At 66.4% G+C, this 16,467-nt stretch carries 11 protein-coding genes; 7 read left to right on the top strand and 4 right to left on the bottom strand.

Annotation, left to right across the window (positions count from 1 at the left end):
* Window positions 1-91: 91 nt before the first annotated feature.
* Genes CAP37_RS16000 through CAP37_RS15975 form a run of 6 tightly spaced genes read left to right on the top strand, consistent with a single transcriptional unit; the run spans window position 92 to window position 6,765 of the window.
* Window positions 92-967, top strand: coding sequence for a branched-chain amino acid ABC transporter permease (locus CAP37_RS16000; protein ID WP_086125227.1), 876 nt, complete (start codon window positions 92-94; stop codon window positions 965-967).
* Window positions 968-979: 12 nt separating this feature from the next.
* Window positions 980-2,056, top strand: coding sequence for a branched-chain amino acid ABC transporter permease (locus CAP37_RS15995; protein WP_086125226.1), 1,077 nt, complete (start codon window positions 980-982; stop codon window positions 2,054-2,056).
* Window positions 2,053-2,883: an ABC transporter ATP-binding protein gene (locus CAP37_RS15990; protein WP_086125225.1), complete on the top strand. Its 831-nt coding sequence runs from the start codon at window positions 2,053-2,055 to the stop codon at window positions 2,881-2,883. The genes CAP37_RS15995 and CAP37_RS15990 overlap by 4 nt, the downstream gene beginning before the upstream one ends.
* The gene (locus CAP37_RS15985) at window positions 2,880-3,668 is read left to right on the top strand and encodes an ABC transporter ATP-binding protein (RefSeq protein ID WP_086125224.1); all 789 of its coding nucleotides are present in this window, start codon (window positions 2,880-2,882) and stop codon (window positions 3,666-3,668) included. Before CAP37_RS15990 ends, CAP37_RS15985 begins: the two co-directional genes overlap by 4 nt.
* 5 nt (window positions 3,669-3,673) lie before the next feature.
* A complete protein-coding gene (locus tag CAP37_RS15980) occupies window positions 3,674-5,530 on the top strand; it encodes a long-chain fatty acid--CoA ligase (RefSeq protein WP_086125223.1) in 1,857 nt (618 codons plus the stop codon).
* 50 nt (window positions 5,531-5,580) lie between these two features.
* The gene (locus tag CAP37_RS15975) at window positions 5,581-6,765 is read left to right on the top strand and encodes an ABC transporter substrate-binding protein (RefSeq protein ID WP_086125222.1); all 1,185 of its coding nucleotides are present in this window, start codon (window positions 5,581-5,583) and stop codon (window positions 6,763-6,765) included.
* A gap of 86 nt (window positions 6,766-6,851) precedes the next feature.
* Here the strand turns inward: CAP37_RS15975 and CAP37_RS15970 are convergent, their stop codons facing one another.
* The gene (locus CAP37_RS15970; protein WP_086125221.1) at window positions 6,852-8,186 is read right to left on the bottom strand and encodes a Fic family protein; all 1,335 of its coding nucleotides are present in this window, start codon (window positions 8,184-8,186) and stop codon (window positions 6,852-6,854) included.
* A 147-nt stretch (window positions 8,187-8,333) separates the two neighbouring features.
* On the opposite strand from CAP37_RS15970, the gene CAP37_RS15965 reads away from it, so the two are divergent.
* Window positions 8,334-8,744, top strand: a complete 411-nt coding sequence (locus CAP37_RS15965; RefSeq protein WP_086125220.1) for a DUF2784 domain-containing protein — start codon at window positions 8,334-8,336, stop codon at window positions 8,742-8,744.
* 3 nt (window positions 8,745-8,747) lie between these two features.
* Here CAP37_RS15965 and CAP37_RS15960 read toward each other — a convergent pair whose 3' ends face one another.
* The 3 genes from CAP37_RS15960 to CAP37_RS15950 are packed head-to-tail and all read right to left on the bottom strand — an operon-like array spanning window position 8,748 to window position 16,424.
* Window positions 8,748-10,166, bottom strand: coding sequence for an efflux transporter outer membrane subunit (locus tag CAP37_RS15960; RefSeq protein ID WP_086125563.1), 1,419 nt, complete (start codon window positions 10,164-10,166; stop codon window positions 8,748-8,750).
* A gap of 4 nt (window positions 10,167-10,170) precedes the next feature.
* The gene (locus CAP37_RS15955) at window positions 10,171-13,317 is read right to left on the bottom strand and encodes an efflux RND transporter permease subunit (protein ID WP_086125219.1); all 3,147 of its coding nucleotides are present in this window, start codon (window positions 13,315-13,317) and stop codon (window positions 10,171-10,173) included.
* Entirely contained in the window at window positions 13,314-16,424 is a 3,111-nt protein-coding gene (locus tag CAP37_RS15950; protein WP_086125218.1) for an efflux RND transporter permease subunit, read from the bottom strand. Before CAP37_RS15950 ends, CAP37_RS15955 begins: the two co-directional genes overlap by 4 nt.
* Between the last annotated feature and the right edge of the window lie 43 nt (window positions 16,425-16,467).

The raw sequence follows: 16,467 nt of genomic DNA, 5'->3' as shown, positions 1-16,467 counted from the left end.
TATAAATTGCGCTCACCTGCTGGGCAGATTGCAACAGAGTTTGCAGCAAACCCCGCCGCCACGGCGACCAAGAACACACAGGAGACATCGAGTGCAATTGCTGCAGCTGCTGATCAGCGGCGTGGCCCAGGGATGTATCTACGGACTCATCGCGCTGGGCTTCGTGCTGATCTACAAGGCCACCGAAACGGTGAGCTTCGCCCAGGGCGACCTCATGATGGTCGGCGCCTTCTTCGGTCTGGCGGCCATGACCATGCTGGGCTTTCCGTTCTGGCTTTCGGTGCCGGCGGCCATCATCGGCATGGGCCTGTTCGGCGTGGTGCTCGAACGCGTGGTGATTCGCCCCATCCTGGGGCAGCCGGCGTTTTCCATCGTCATGCTCACCATCGGTGTCGGCTATGTGCTGCGCGGGCTCATCACCATGATCCCGGACATCGGCACCGAAACCCACACGCTGCCGGTGCCCTACGCCAACGAGGTGCTGCGCATGGGCGGGCTGGTGGTGTCGGCCGAACAGGTGGTGGTGATCGGCTCCACCGCGCTGCTGTGCGCCGGCCTGTTTGCCATGTTCCGCTACAGCAAGCTCGGCGTCGCCATGCAGGCGTCGTCGCAGAACCAGCTGGCGGCCTACTACATGGGCATTCCGGTGAAGCGGCTCAACGGCCTGGTGTGGGGTTTGGCGGCGGGCGTGGCCGCCATTGCGGGCCTGCTGCTGGCACCCATTACTTTTGTGCACGCCAACATGGGCTTCATCGGCCTCAAGGCCTTCCCTGCGGCGGTGGTGGGCGGCTTCGGCAGCCTGCCCGGCGCCATCGTGGGCGGGTTGATCATCGGCATCGTCGAAGCGCTCTCGGGCTTCTATCTGCCCGAAGGCTTCAAGGACGTGGCCCCCTACGTGGTGGTCCTGCTCATGCTCGTGCTCAAGCCCAACGGCTTGTTCGGCGAGAAGTTGCGCAAGAAGGTCTGAGGCCACCACGTCATGCGATTCATCTTCAAGACCGACTACAACCAGGACATCAAGCTCGCCAAACACGGCGGGCACACGTTCTGGTACAGCCTGCTGGGCCTTTTTCTGGTGGCAGCGCCGTGGGTGATCCAGGAATACTGGCTGGCGCAGCTCACTTTCGTGCTGATCTATTCCATCGTGGGCCTCGGGCTCATGGTGCTGGCGGGCTTCACGGGGCTGTTCTCGCTCGGCCACGCGGCCTTCCTTGGCGTGGGCGCCTACACGCAGGCCATCATGGTCAACGCCGGCATTCCGTTTCCGATTGCACTGGCCTGTGCCGGCCTGCTCTCGGCGGCCGTGGGCATGGTGGTGGGCCTGCCAGCGCTGCGCGTGAAAGGCATCTACCTCGGCATGGCCACGCTGGCCTTCGGCTTCATCGTCGAGGAAGTGATTGCGCGCTGGGAATCGCTCACCGGTGGCAACAAGGGCCTGATGGTGAACTACCCCAGCTTCTTCGGCTGGGAGCTCGATTCCACCAACGAGTTCTACTTTCTCTGCCTGGTGGTCACGGTGCTGGCCACGCTGGGCGTGGTCAACCTCATGCGCTCGTCCACCGGCCGCGCCTTCGTGGCCATTCGGGATTCGGAGATTTCCGCGCAGAGCATGGGCATTCACTTGGCGCGCTACAAGACGCTGAGCTTTGCGGTGTCGGCCGCGCTGGCCGGTGTGGGCGGTGCGCTGTACGCGCACAAGATCCAGTTCCTCTCGCCGGAGCAGTTCAGCATCATCCAGTCGATCGACCTGCTGCTCATGGTGGTGATCGGCGGGCTGGGCTCGATCCACGGCGCCTTCCTGGGTGCGATCTTCCTCATCGTCATGCCCCAGCTCATCTCGCTCGGCAAAGACTTCCTGCCCGCAGCCATTGGCCAGGCGGCCGGCCTGCAAGGCGCGGTGTACGGCATGGTGCTGATCGCTTTCGTGCTGTTCGAGCCCATGGGCCTGTATGGCCGCTGGCTCAAGGTGCGCGCCTACTTCCAGCTGTTCCCCTTCTACCGCAAGGGCATGTTCAAGCGCCAGAAAACCTTCCAGAAGTCGGATCGCCTGAAATGAACCAAGACGACATCCTTCTCTCGGCGAAAAACCTCAGCGTGCGCTTCGGCGGCGTGCTGGCCGTGAACAACGTGAGCTTCGACGTGAAGCGCGGCGAAGTGTTCACGCTGATCGGCCCCAACGGTGCGGGCAAGACCACGGTGTTCAACCTCATCAGCCGCATCTACACGCCCACCACCGGCACCATCGACTACGCCGGGCCCGACGGCACGCTGCGCCTGACCGACCAGGCGCCGCACCGCATTGCCAAGCTGGGCATTGCGCGCACCTTCCAGAACATCGAGCTGTTCGAGCACGCCACGGTGCTTCAGAACTTGCTGATCGGGCGCCACACACACCGCCGCACGGGCCTGTGGAGCGAAATCTTCTTCACCAGCAAAACGCGCGCGGCCGAAGTGGAAGCGCGCGAGAAGGTGGAGCACGTCATTGACCTGCTGGACCTGCAGCACCACCGCGAATCGCTGGTGGCGGGCCTGCCGTATGGCGTGCGCAAGGTGGTGGAGCTGGCGCGCGCGCTGTGCACCGAGCCGCGCCTGCTGCTGCTGGACGAACCTTCCTCAGGCCTGAACGTGGAAGAAACCGAAGACATGGCGTTCTGGATCAGCGACATCCAGAAGGAGCTGGGCATCACGGTGCTGATGGTGGAACACGACATGAGCCTGGTCTCGAAGGTGAGCGACCGCGTGCTCGCCATGAGCATGGGCACCGAGCTGGCCACCGGCACGCCCGCGCAGGTGCAGAGCGACCCGGGCGTGATCGAGGCCTACCTGGGCTCGGTGGACGATGTGTCGAGCCTGCGGCGCGAGAACCACAAGGTGGCCGCATGAGCATTCCGACGACCGACGCGCCGGTGCTCAAGCTGCTGAATGTGGAGAGCGCCTACGGCCCCATCAAGGCCATTCGCGGCGTGAGCCTGCAGGTGCGCCGCAGCGAAATCGCCACCGTGCTGGGCTCCAACGGCGCGGGCAAGACCACCATTCTCAAAACCATCAGCGGCATCATCGATCCGCGCAAGGGCAGCATCGAATTCAAGGGTGAAAACATCACCGCGCAGGACCCGGCGTTCATCGTGCAGCAGGGCCTTAGCCATGTGCCCGAGGGGCGCGAGGTGTTCCCGCTGCTCAGCGTGCGCGACAACCTGCAGATGGGGGCCTACACCCGCAAGGACCGCGACGGCGTGGCGCGCGACATGGAGGCGGTGTTCAACTATTTCCCCATCCTGCGCGAACGCGCCGCGCAGGATGCCGGTCTGCTCTCGGGCGGCCAGCAGCAGATGCTGTCCATCAGCCGCGCACTCATGGCGAATCCCGATCTGATCCTGCTCGACGAGCCCAGCCTGGGCCTCTCGCCCAAGCTGACGAAAGAAATCTTCGAGATCGTGGTGCGCATCAACCGCGAACGCGGCACCACGATCCTGCTGGTGGAGCAGAACGCCAACATGGCGCTCAACGCGTCCGACTACGGCTACGTGCTGGAGAACGGCCGCATCGTGATGGAAGACACCTGCGCCCACCTGCGCGAGAAGGACGACATCAAGGAGTTCTACCTGGGCATGAAGGAAACCGGCGAGCGCGGCGAGCGGCGCTGGAAGAAAAAGAAGAACTGGAGATAAGGATCATGAGCTACCTCTGGGACCTCTCGCATATCAAACCGCAGACCGAGGTGGTGCTGCAAGGCGACACCATTCCGGCCCTTTTCTGGAACGGCGTGAAGGAGCGTGGGCCGAACATCTGGATGCGGCAGAAGGACTTCGGCATCTGGCGCAGCTGGACCTGGAACCAGACCGGCGAGGCGGTGCGTGAAATTGCCCATGGCCTGATGGCGCTGGGTTTCGAGGCGCGTGAGACCGCGTCCATCCTCTCCAACACGCGGATCGAATGGGTGCTGTGCGACCTGGCGGTGCTGAGTGCCGGCGGCGTGGCCAATGGCATCTACCCCACCGACGCGGCCGAGCAAGTGCAATACCTTTGCGCCGATTCGGGCACCACCGTGCTGTTTGTGGAAGACGACGAGCAACTGGACAAGGCGCTGGAAGTGCGGGCCCAACTACCGCGGCTGAAGAAGATCATCGTGTGCAACATGGAAGGCCTGCGCGAGCTGAACGACCCGCAGGTGATGAGCCTGGCCGCGCTGCGCGAGCAGGGTCGAACCCACCTGCAGCAGCACCCGGGCGAGGTGGAAGCGCGCGTGGCCGCCGTGAAGCCCAACGACCTCGCCATATTGGTCTACACCTCGGGCACCACGGGCCGGCCCAAGGGGGCCATGCACAACCATCACGGGCTGGTGTACACCGTGCGCGGCTACAACACGCTGATTGCGCGCAGCGAGCAGGACGAATGCATGTGTTTCCTGCCCCTCTGCCACATTGCCGAACGCATGGGCGGTGAGTATTTCTCGCTCTACACCGGCGCGAAGCTCAACTTCGTGGAGAACCCCGAAACCGTGCCGGAGAACGTGCGCGAGATTGCGCCCACGGTGTTCACGGCCGTGCCGCGTGTCTGGGAAAAGTTTTATTCGGGCGTGATGATCACGCTAAAGGAAGCCAGCAAGGCGCAACAGGCCGCGTACGCCTGGGCCATCGGCGTGGGCCAGCAGGTGGCGGACCTCGTGATGGCCGGCCAGCCCGTGCCTTCCAGCCTGCGCATGCGCTTCACGGTGGCGCGGCTGCTGGTGCTGGACAACGTGCGCAAGCTGATCGGCATTCACCGCGCGCGTTTCCTCGTCACGGGTGCCGCACCCATCTCGCCCGATCTCGTTCGCTGGTACCTGGCACTGGGTGTGCCCATGCTCGAGGTGTGGGGCATGACGGAAACCTGTGGCGCGTCCACCGGCATACCAGCCGATCGCATCAAGCCCGGCAGCATCGGCCCCGCGGCCAGCTACAACGAAGTGAAGCTGGACCCGGCCACCGGCGAGATTCTGGTGCGCGGACCCAATGTGTTCACGGGCTACCTGAATCTGCCCGAGAAAACCGCCGAGACCATCGACGCCGATGGCTGGCTGCACACGGGCGATGTGGGCGTGGTCGATGAGGAAGGGTTTTTCCGCATCACCGACCGCATGAAAGACATCATCATCACCGCAGGCGGCAAGAACATCACGCCCAGCGAGCTGGAGAACGAACTGAAGTTCTCGCCCTACGTGACCGACGCCGTGGTGATCGGTGACAAGCGGCCCTACCTCACCGTCATCATCATGATCGACCAGGAGAACGTGGAGAAGTATGCGCAGGACAACGACGTGCCGTTTTCCAACTACGCCAGCCTCACCCGCGCGCCCGAGGTGCAAGGCCTCATACAAGCCGAGATCGACCGCGTGAACAAGAAATTTGCCCGGGTCGAACAGATCAAGAAGTTCTTCCTGCTCGACACCCAGCTCAGCGCGGAAGACGAAGAACTCACACCCACCATGAAGCTCAAGCGCAAGCTGGTGCAGACGAAATACGAGCCCCAGATCGAAGCCATGTACCGCTGAAACATCCGTCTTTCCAACCCCTCACCGACCACCCTCCAGGAGACAACACCATGAAGACCCGTTTCACTTTCACCACTGCCGCCGCAGCCGCGCTGGCGCTGGCGGCCGGCGCAGCCCATGCGCAGACGCAAGGGGTGAGCAAGGACGAAATCGTGCTCGGCTCGATCCAGGATCTGTCTGGCCCCATTGCCGGCTTCGGCAAGCAGGTGCGCCTGGGCATGATGCTGCGCGTGGACGAAGTCAACGAGCAGGGCGGCATCAACGGCCGCAAGATCAAGCTGCTGGTGGAAGACTCCAAGTACGACCCGCGCAATGCCGTGCTGGCCGCGCAGAAGCTGGTGAACCAGGACAAGATCTTCATGATGGTGGGCCACATCGGCACCGCGCAGAACATGGCCGCCATGCCGGTGCAGTTCCAGAAGAACGTCATCAATTTCTTCCCCGTGACGGCCGCGCGCGAAATGTACGAGCCGTTCCACAAGCTCAAGTACAGCTTCGCCGCCACCTACTACGACCAGATGAAGCTGGTGGTGCCCAAGCTGGCGAAAGAGAAGAACGCCAAGAAGGTCTGCGCCATGTACCAGGACGACGAGTTCGGCCTGGAAGTGAAGCGCGGCGCCGAAGACGGCCTGAAAGCCGCCGGCATGACGCTGGCGGTGGAAACCACCTACAAGCGCGGCGCCACCGACTTCGCCAGCCAGATGCAGAAGCTGGCTTCGGAGCAGTGCGACCTGGTGGTGATGGGCACGATCATCCGCGAGACCATCGGCGGCATCGCCACGGCCAAGCGCCTGGGCTTCAACCCGACCTTCGTGGGTTCCAGCGCCGCCTACACCGACCTCATCCACAAGCTGGGCGGCCCGGCCATGAACGGCTTCTACGCCGCCATGACGGTTCAGAACCCCTACACCGACGCAGCCTCGCAACCGATCCGCTTCTGGGCCAACAAGTACCAGACCAAGTTCAACGAAGACCCCACCGTGTTCTCGGTGTACGGTTACACGGTGATCGATGCCTTCCTGCGCGCCGCCGGCAAAGCGGGCAACAACCTGACCACCGAGAGCTTCATCAAGGCCATGGACACCATGACCATCCCGCCCGATATCTTCGGCAGCTCCGAGATGACCTTCGGCCCGCAAAAGCGCCTGGGCAGCAACGCCACGCGTTACTCGCAGCTGGTCGACAACCGCTGGAAGGTGGTGGGTGAATACATGAAGCTCGACGCCTCCAAGTGATCTGAATCCACAGCTATGACGCCGCCTGCTTTGGCAGGCTCTGCGTGCAGCCGCCAGTGCCTTGTGTGCTGGCGGTTTTTTTATGTTCAGTGCGGTCGACCTGCGGCAATCCAGGCCTCGGTGGCCGACAGGGTCAGGCGGTACCGGGCGCAGTTGAACACCTCCAGTTTGCCCAGTTCCTCCAGCAGCAGTGCCCGAAATCCGGGTGCCGAGTCGTCGGTGAGCGCCAGCTCTTCCAATGCGCTCTGCACGGGCCTGCGCTCGCGGACCACCATGCCCATGGCATCGGTGAGGCTCTCGCGGTAACGCAGCCGCGTCAGGTCGGGCGTCCCCAACGATTCCCTGACCACGGCATATTTCTTCAGCGAGCGTCGGTAAGCCCAGCCGAACAGATCTGCGGCCAGCGACACATCGCGAAACTCGTACACACCGAGCATGGCCCGCGCGTAATCGTGCACATCCACATCGAGGAAGGACAACGGCGCGCAGTTGTAGAGCATCAGTGGGATGTTGGCCGCCAGGCGGCTGGTGCGTTTGTTGCCGTCTTCAAATGGCTGCAAATAGGCCAGGTTCACCCACAGGAAGAAAGCCGCCTCGATGGGGTTCTTGATGAGCTTTGCTTTCTCGACGACGCTCTCCAGCATCTCTTCGAGAAGCGAGGGCACCTGGGTCGGCACATAGACGGTGTCGCTGATGTTGACCACCTTCTGCCGTATGGCGCCCAGCGCTTCGCTGTCGGCCAGCAAGTCCTGCATCAACACCGCGTGCAGGTTCCTCACCAGCGAAGTCGAGAGTCCCTGCATCGGCACGGCGTCCACCAGGAACTCGATGGCGGCCTTGTGGTTGAGCAGCATCACCGAATCCACATCGGTGCCCGCTCCTCCCCGCTTGAAGAGTTCCTCTGTGGCGAGTAGCGTGTAGCGGTTGCCCTCCAGACGGGACGACGCCCACGAAAGGTCGATCAGCAATTGCTCCAGCACCTTGCGGGCATAGGTTCCCGCCGGCTGCTGGTCCTGCATGCGCCCGAGGCGGTAGAGCTCGTTGGCCAGTTCCTGCGGCATCAGCCACGTGGTGTTGGGCACGTAGCGGTCCACGAATTCGCGCTGGTAGGTGACCGGGTTACGTGCGGCCAGAGGAACGTCCAGCCTGCGGCGCAGTTGGCGTGCAGCAGGCGACCATGCTGCAAGAGATTCGGGTTCGGCCGCGAGCAAGGGCTGTTGGCTGACCAGCCGATATCGTGTCGCCCGCGCATGGCCGTCACGGACCAGTTCGCCATCGGCAGACAGCGCGGCCAGGTGACGGCGCACGGTCGCAGAACTGCCCCCGGTGATCTCAAGCACCTTTGAGGAAGACATCCCCGATTCATCGGTTTCCGCCTGGCGCCGCAACGCCTCAAGTACGTGTTCGCGCGTGATTTTCATGCTGGTATCCGCTCAGTATCTGCTCATATTGAGCGGATATTAACAGTTTTGATCGGATATTCGCCATTTTTGAGCAGATACTTGTCGCCGCCAGTGACACAAGCGCCAAACGTGTCGCCAGAATCGGTTTTCTGCGACACGACCTCCATGACACTCTCCCCCACCACCGCCACCCTGCTGGCCGACGCGATCCTGGCCCTGCACGTGGGCATCGTCGTCTTCGTGGTCGGGCTGTTGCCGCTGGTGTTGCTGGGCGGCGCTCTGGGTTGGCGCTGGGTGCGGCGTTTCGGGTTGCGGCTCACGCACCTGGGCTTGATGGTCTTCATTGCCGGGCAGGCCTGGCTGGGGCAACTGTGTCCGCTCACGGTGTGGGAGCAGGACTTGCGGCGCATCGCGGGACAAGGCAGCTATGGCGAGAGCTTCATCGAGCACTGGCTCTCTCGCCTTCTGTACTGGGAAGCACCGTGGTGGGTCTTCGTGGCGGCTTACACGGGGTTCGCCTTGCTGGTGGCGCTGGCGTGGTGGTGGGTTCGGCCGCTGCGCCGGCCGGCGCGGTAACGCTCAGCGCACCGGCGCGGGCGGCTGCCATCCGCCGCCGAGTGCGGCCACCAGCGCCATGCTGGCCGCCAGCCGTTCCGCGCGCACGTCGATCGCCGCGCGGCGCGCCGAAAGGGCCAGGTTCTGCGCCGTGGCCACTTCGAGAAAGCTGATTTCGCCGGCCTCGTAGCGGAAGCCCACCACGCGCTCGTTCTCGCTGGCCAGTTCCACCAGCCGCTGTTGTTGCTGCTCCTGCTCGGCCAAGGTCGACACGCGCACCAGCGCGTCTTCGGTTTCGCGCACCGCCGCGAGCACGCCACCGCGCCAGGCCGCCGCCTGTTCGTCGTAGGCGGCGTTGAACGCCACTTCGTTGGCGCGGCGCGCGCCGCCGTCGAACAACGTGGCCGCCAGCTGCGGCCCGAGCGACCACACGCGCGCCGGCGCGTCGAGCAAGCGCGCGAGGTTGCTGGCCTGCAGCGTGCCACTGGCAGAGAGCGTGAAGTCGGGCAGCCACGCCGTTTGTGCCACGCCCAGCCGGGCGTGCGCCGCAGCGAGCTGCCGTTCGGCGGCCGCCAGATCGGGCCGCCGGCGCAGCAGCTCGCCGGGCAAGGCGGTAGGCACGGGCGGCACGGCGGGTAGTGCGGTGTCGATAGGAAACAGCGGGACCTCGGCTGGTGTGGCACCCGCCAGCAGCGCCAGCGCATTGGCTTCCAGCGCCCGCTGCCGCTGGAGCGTGAAGGCCTGCGTGCGCAGCGATTGCAGTTGTGTCTCGGCCTGGATCACATCGGCGCGCGCCACCAGCCCGGCTTCGTACTGCAGGCGCGTCACCTGCAGCGAACGCGCATAGGCCACATCGGCCTGCAGCTGCAGCGCCAGATTGGCATCGAGCGCGCGCATGCGCACGTAGCCCTGCGCGGCGGTGAGTTGCAGGGCCAGCCGCGCGGCGTCGCGCAGCGCGGCCAGCGCGTCCGCATCCGCCTCGGCGGCCACGCGCGTGCGCGCGGCGCGGCCCCACACATCGGGTGCCCACGACAGATCGAGGCCGGTCGCGTAGATCTGACGCGTGCCGGTGCCGCCGCCCAAGGTGCTGCTGGCAGTGCCGCCGCTTCTGGTGATGGAAGCGCCCACACCCAATTGCGGAAACGCCAGCGCACGCGCGGCATCCACCTGCGCCATGGCCTGCCGCCAGCGTGCCTCGGCCTGGGCCAGTTCGGCATTCGACTCGCCCACGCGTTGCAGCAAGCGGTTCAGCTCCGCGTCGCCGTACACGCGCCACCAGTCCGCCTTAATCGTTGCCGCGTTCGACGGCATGGTGGCGTACACGAACGCCGGTGGCAACGCGATCTCGGGCGAGCGGTGTTCGTCGACGGTGGCGCAGGCGGCGAGCAGCAGCACCCCCGTGGCGAGCGCGATGCGGCGGAATTGAAACGGCAATGGCGGCATGGGTTCAGGCAGGTCGGACGACCGGAGGATCTTCACGCCGGACGCGCCACACACGGCGGCGCAGGCGCTCCAGTGCAAGATAAACCACCGGCGTGGTGTACAGCGTGAGCAGCTGGCTCACGGCCAGCCCGCCGATGATGGCGATGCCGAGCGGTCGCCGAAGTTCGGCGCCTTCGCCCAGGCCCAGCGCCAGCGGCACCGCGCCCAGCAGCGCGGCCAGGTTGGTCATCAAGATGGGGCGCAGCCGGCGCAGCGCGGCTTCGTGAATCGCCTCCTGCGGCGCCAGCCCGCGCGTGCGCTGCGCGGCCAGCGCGAAGTCGATCATCAGAATCGCGTTCTTCATCACCACGCCGATCAGCAGGAACAGGCCAAGCAGCGCGATCAGGCTGAACTCGGTGTCTGAAATGCGCAGGGCCAGCAAGGCACCCACGCCAGCCGAAGGCAACGTGGAGAGGATGGTGATCGGGTGCAGCAGGCTCTCGTAGAGCATGCCGAGCACGAGGTAGACCGTGACCAGCACCGCCAGCAGCAACCATGGCTGGCGCTTGAGCGTGGCACGCAGGCTGCTCGGGTCGCCGCTGCGCTCACCGGTGGAAATGCTGGTGGGCAGCAGCAGGCCGCCCACCGCGCGGTCGATCGCTTGTTGCGCCTGCTGCAGGCTCACGCCCGGCGCCAGCGCGTAGCTGATGCCGGCCGAGGCGAACTGCGCGTCGTGCTGCACGCGGTCGCGCGTGAGGCCGTAGCTCCAGGTGGCAATGGCCGAGAGCGGCACGCGCTGGCCGGCGTCGTTCTGCAGGTCCAGCTTTTCCAGCGACGTGGGCTCGCTGTTGCCGCGCGGGTCGGCTTCCATCACCACACGGTACTGGTTCAGCGGGTCGTACAGCGTGGCCACCTGCCGCTGCGAATACGCGTTGTTCAGCGCGGTGGTCACGGTGTCCATGCGCACGCCCAGGCGGCGAGCGGCTTCGCGGTCCACATCCAGCACCACCTGCTGCGCATCTTCGCCAGCGCCAAAGTCCACGTCGCGCAGCTCGGGCAGCGCACGCAGCGCCTCGCCCACGGGTTTGGTGAATGCGCGCAGATCCGCCAGCGAATCGGAGCGCATCACGAACAGGTATTCGCCTTCGCCGCCGCCGCTGGAGAGGCGAATGTCCTGATCGACCGACATGTAGAGCACACCGCCGGGCATGGGCGGCGCTGTGGCACGCAGCCGCGCCACCACCGCCTGCGCCGACTCACCGCGTTCGGCCAGTGGCTTCAGGCGCACACGAAACCACGAGTTGCTGATGCCGTGGCGACCGCCGCTGGAGCCGGCCACGTCGGCCACCGCCGGGTCGGCCATGAGGATGCGCCGGTACGCATCGGACTTGGGCTTCATGCCCTGGAAAGAAAACCCGTCGTCACCGCGCACGAAGGCTCCGAGCTGCCCGGTGTCCTGCTGCGGCAGCATGCCTTTTGGGATGGCCACATACAGCCACACGTTCAGCGCCACCGTGCCCGCCAGCAACAGCAAAGTGAACACGCCGTGGCGCAACGCAAACCCGAGGCTGCGCGCGTAGCCCGACTGCACATCGGCCAGCAGGCTGGCGATGAAGCGTGCCACCGGCCCGGGCGCTCGCGTGCGCGGCCCGGCGGGCAGGCCGTGGGCGCACAGCGCGGGCGTGAGCGTGACCGACACCGCCAGCGAGATCAGCATGGCCGCCACCAGCGTGATGGAGAACTCGCGGAACAGCCGCTCCACCACACCCCCCATGAACAGGATGGAGAGGAACACCACGATGAGCGCGAGGTTCATGGCCAGCAGCGTGAAGCCCACCTCGCCCGCGCCCTGCATGGCCGCGCGCCACACGGTGCGCCGGCCCACTTCCTTTTGCCCCGCAGCGGCCTGCGCGGCGCGCGCGCGCTCGATGTGGCGCTGGATGTTCTCCATCACCACGATGGCGTCGTCCACCACCAGGCCGGCGGCCACGATGAGCGCCATGAGCGAGAGGTTGTTGAGCGAAAAGCCCTGCCACCACATCACCGAGAACGCGCCGATGAGCGCCACCGGCAAGGCCAGCGCCGGAATGAGCGCGGTGCGCAGGCTGCCCAGAAACCCCCACACCACCAGCAGCACCAGCACGCCCGAGAGCACCAGCGTGAAGCGCGCTTCGCGCAGCGTGGCGCGGATGCCGGGCGAGCGGTCGATCACCGCGCTGAGTTGCGCGTCGGCCGGCAGCAGCGCGCGCAACTGAGGCAACTGCGCGTGGATGGCGTCGATGGTCTGCACGATGTTGGCGTCCGCGCGCCGGCTGATCATGAGCAGCACGGCGGGCTGGTCGTTGTGGTAACCGCTGGTGAAGCGGTTCTCCACCGAGTCGGTGACATCGGCCACGTCGGACAGGCGCACCAGCGCGCCGTTTTGATTGCGCACCACCAGCGGCGCAAAGTCGGCCGCCGTGCGCAGCGGCGCGGGCAGCGCAATCTGCCAGCGCTGTGCGCCCTGCTCCACCTGGCCCAGCGGGCGCCAGGCGTTGGCGTCGGCAATGGCGCGGCGCACGTCGTCGAGCGACATGCCCTGGTGCGCCAGCGCATCGGGCCGCGCCTGCACCCGCACCGCCGGCAGCGAAGAACCCTCCACCGAGACCTCGCCCACGCCCACGATCTGCGCCAGCTTCTGCGCCAGCACGGTGGAGGCGTTGTCGTACAGCGCCGAAGGCGGCAGCCGGGGCGATGAGAGTGCGAGCGCCATGATGGGCGCCTGCGACGGGTTGATCTTCACGAAGGTGGGGTTGCCCGTCATGCCCGAGGGCAGCTGCCCGCGCGAGGCGTTGATGGCGGCCTGCACCTCGCGCGCGGCCTCGTCGATGTCTCGATCGAGGTCGAAGTTCAGCGTCACGTTGGTGCTGCCCTGGTTGCTGCTGGACCGGATGCTGATCACCCCGGCGATGCTGCCCAGCGCGCGTTCGAGCGGCGCGGCCACGGTGGACGCCATGCTCTCGGGGCTGGCGCCGGGCAGGCTGGCACGCACCTGAATCACCGGAAAATCCACCCGCGGCAGCGGTGCCACGGGGAGCATGCGCAGGGCGAGCAGACCGGCAAGCACGATGCTGATGGCGAGCATGCAGCTGGCCACCGGGCGGCGGATGAAGAAGCGGGCCAGCGCGTTCATGAAGCCGCCACTGCCTTGCGCCGCCGCGTCAACCGATCAAACGCCAGGTACACCACCGGCGTGGTGAACAGCGTCAACACCTGGCTGACGATGAGCCCACCCACCATGACGATGCCCAGCGGCTGGCGCAGCTCTGCCCCCGAGCCGCTGGCCAGCATGAGCGGCACGGCGCCGAACAGCGCGGCGAGTGTGGTCATGAGGATGGGGCGGAAGCGCAGCAGCGCGGCGCGGTGGATGGCCTCGCGCGGCGACAGGCCCAGTCGGCGCTGCGCGTCGAGCGCGAAGTCCACCATCATGATGCCGTTCTTCTTCACCAGGCCAATCAGCAGCACGATGCCGATGATGGCGATGAGATCGAGCGGGCGCCCGGCCAGCAGCAGCGCGGCCAGCGCGCCCACCGTGGCCGATGGCAGCGTGGACAGAATGGTGAGCGGGTGCACCGCGCTTTCGTACAGCATGCCCAGCACCAGGTACATCACCACCACCGCCGCCAGCACCAGCCACAGCGTGTTGGCCAGCGAGTTGCGGAAGCCCTCCGCCGCGCCCTGAAAGGCCAGCTCCACCGACGCCGGCAGCGCCACCTGCGCCTGCACTTCTTCAATGGCCGCCACCGCTTCGCCCAGCGAATGGCCGGGCGCAAGGTTGAACGACAGCGTGACGGCCGGGAACTGGCCTTGGTGGTCGATGGCCAGCGGCGCGCGCCGCTCCACCGCGCGCGCCACAGCCGAAAGCGGCACCGGCACCGCCGTGGCGCCACCGGTGGCGGGCTTCACGAACACGCCCTCCAATGCCTGCAGCCCGCCCTGCTTCGCGTCGTCCGTTTCCAGCACCACGCGGTACTGGCTGGCGTGCGTGAACAGCGTGCTCACCTGCCGCTGGCCAAAGGCGCTCTGCAAGGCCGAGGCAATGTCGCTCATGCGCAGGCCCAGGCGCGCGGCGGCGTCGCGGTCGATCTCCAGAAACGCCTGCAGGCCTTCGCGCTGCAGGTTGCTCGCCACGTCGGCGAGCTCGGGACGCTCAGCCAGCGCCTGCTGCATGCGGCCGGTCCATTCGGCCAGCACGTTGCGGTCGGGCGAGCTGAGCGTGAACTGGTATTGCGTGCGGCTGATGCGGTCTTCCATGCCCAGCTCCTGCACCGGCTGGAACCAGGCCTGAATGCCCGAGATGCCGCGCGCGCGTTCGCGCAGGCGTTCAATGAGCTCGCTGGCCGACACCGAGCGGTTGGCGTGCGGCGCCAGCGTGAGCAGCATGCGCCCGCTGTTGAGCGTGGCGTTGCTGCCGTCCACACCAATGAACGACGACACGCTGTGCACCGGCGCCTCTTTCAGCAACGCTTCGGCCAGCGCCTGCTGTCTTTCGGCCATGGCGCCGAACGACACGCTCTGCGGCGCTTCGGTCACCACCTGGATGGCGCCCGCGTCCTGCACCGGGAAAAATCCCTTCGGTACATATATATAGAGCAGTGCGGTCAGCAGCAGCGTGGCGGCGAGTACCAGCAGCGCCAGCGGCTGGCGCGCCAGCACCCAGTTGAGCCCGCGGCCGTAGCGCTCGATGGTGCCGCTCAACCAATCGCGCTGCGCGCCGTGCGTGGCCGGCCGGGGCAGCATGCGCGCGGCCATCATGGGCGTGAGCGTGAGCGACACCACCAGCGAGATGCCGATGGCCACCGCCAGCGTGACCGCGAATTCGTGGAACAGGCGGCCCACCACGTCGGCCATGAACAGCAGCGGAATCAGCACCGCCACCAGCGAGACCGTGAGCGAGATGAGCGTGAAGCCGATCTCGCTCGCGCCCTTGAGCGCGGCCTCCATCGGCGCGGCGCCTTCCTCGCGGTGGCGGGCAATGTTTTCCAGCATGACGATGGCGTCGTCCACCACGAAACCGGTGGCGATGGTCAGCGCCATCAGGCTCAGGTTGTTCAGCGAATACCCCAGCAAATACATGGCCGCGAAGGTGCCGATGAGCGAGAGCGGCACCGCCACGCTGGGAATGAGCGTGGCCGGCAGCGTGCGCAGAAACACGAAGGTGACCAGCACCACCAGCGCAATGGCGAACAGCAGCTCTTTCTGCACGTCTCGCACCGAAGCGCGGATGCTCTCGGTGCGGTCCGACACCACCTGCACCTTCACCGTGGCCGGCAGCGTGGCCGTGAGCTGCGGCAGCAGCGTGCGCACCTGGTCGGCCACGGCGATCACGTTGGCGCCCGGCTGGCGCTGAATGTTCAGCAGCACCGCCGGCGCGAGGCCACAGCCCTCGGTCTGCCCTTCGGCGCAGGCCATGCCGGCCCAGGCGGCGAGGAACCGGTCTTCCGCGCCCTCTTCCACCTGCGCCACATCGGCCAGGCGCAGGGGCGCGCCATTGCGCCAGGCCACGATGAGCCGCTGGTATTCGGCGGCGGAGCGCAGCTGGTCGTTGGCGTCCAGCATGGTGCTGCGCAGCGCGCCGTCAAAACTGCCTTTGGGCTGGTTGTTGTTCGCGGCGGCAATGGCTGTGCGCAGTTCTTCCAGCGTGAGCCCGTTGGCGGCGAGCGCGCGGCTGTTGGCCTGCACGCGAATGGCCGGGCGCTGCCCGCCCGCCAGGCTCACCAGCCCCACGCCCTGCAGGCGCGAGAGCTGGCCCGCCATGCGCGTGTCCACCAGATCCACCACGCGCGGCAGCGGCAGCGTTTCAGAGCCGATGGCCAGCGTGAGGATGGGCGAGTCCGCCGGGTTCACCTTGCGGTAGATCGGCGGCGCGGGCAGGTCGGAGGGCAGCAGGCTGTTGGCGCTTTGCAGCGCGGCCTGCACATCCTGCTCGGCCACACCCAGGTTCACCTCCAGCGCGAACTTCATGGTGATCACCGAAGCCCCGCCCGAGCTGGTGGACGACATCTGCACCAGCCCCGGAATCTGCCCCAGCCGCCGCTCCAGCGGCGCGGTGACGGTGCGCGCGGTCACGTCCGGGCTGGCGCCGGGCTGGAAGGTGAACACCTGAATGACGGGGTAGTCCACCTGCGGCAAAGCCGACACCGGCAACTGCCGCCACGCCAGCAAGCCCGCAATCAGCATCGCCAGCATCAACAGCGAGGTGGCGACCGGCCGCAGGATGAAGGGGCGGGAGATGGACATGTCAGTCCCCACCCATCCGTTCGCCCTGAGCTTGTCGAAGGGT

The organism is Hydrogenophaga sp. IBVHS1 (assembly GCF_002127265.1).
In the GTDB taxonomy this organism is placed as follows: Bacteria; Pseudomonadota; Gammaproteobacteria; order Burkholderiales; family Burkholderiaceae_C; genus Hydrogenophaga.
This window is presented reverse-complemented; position numbering and strand designations above follow the sequence as displayed.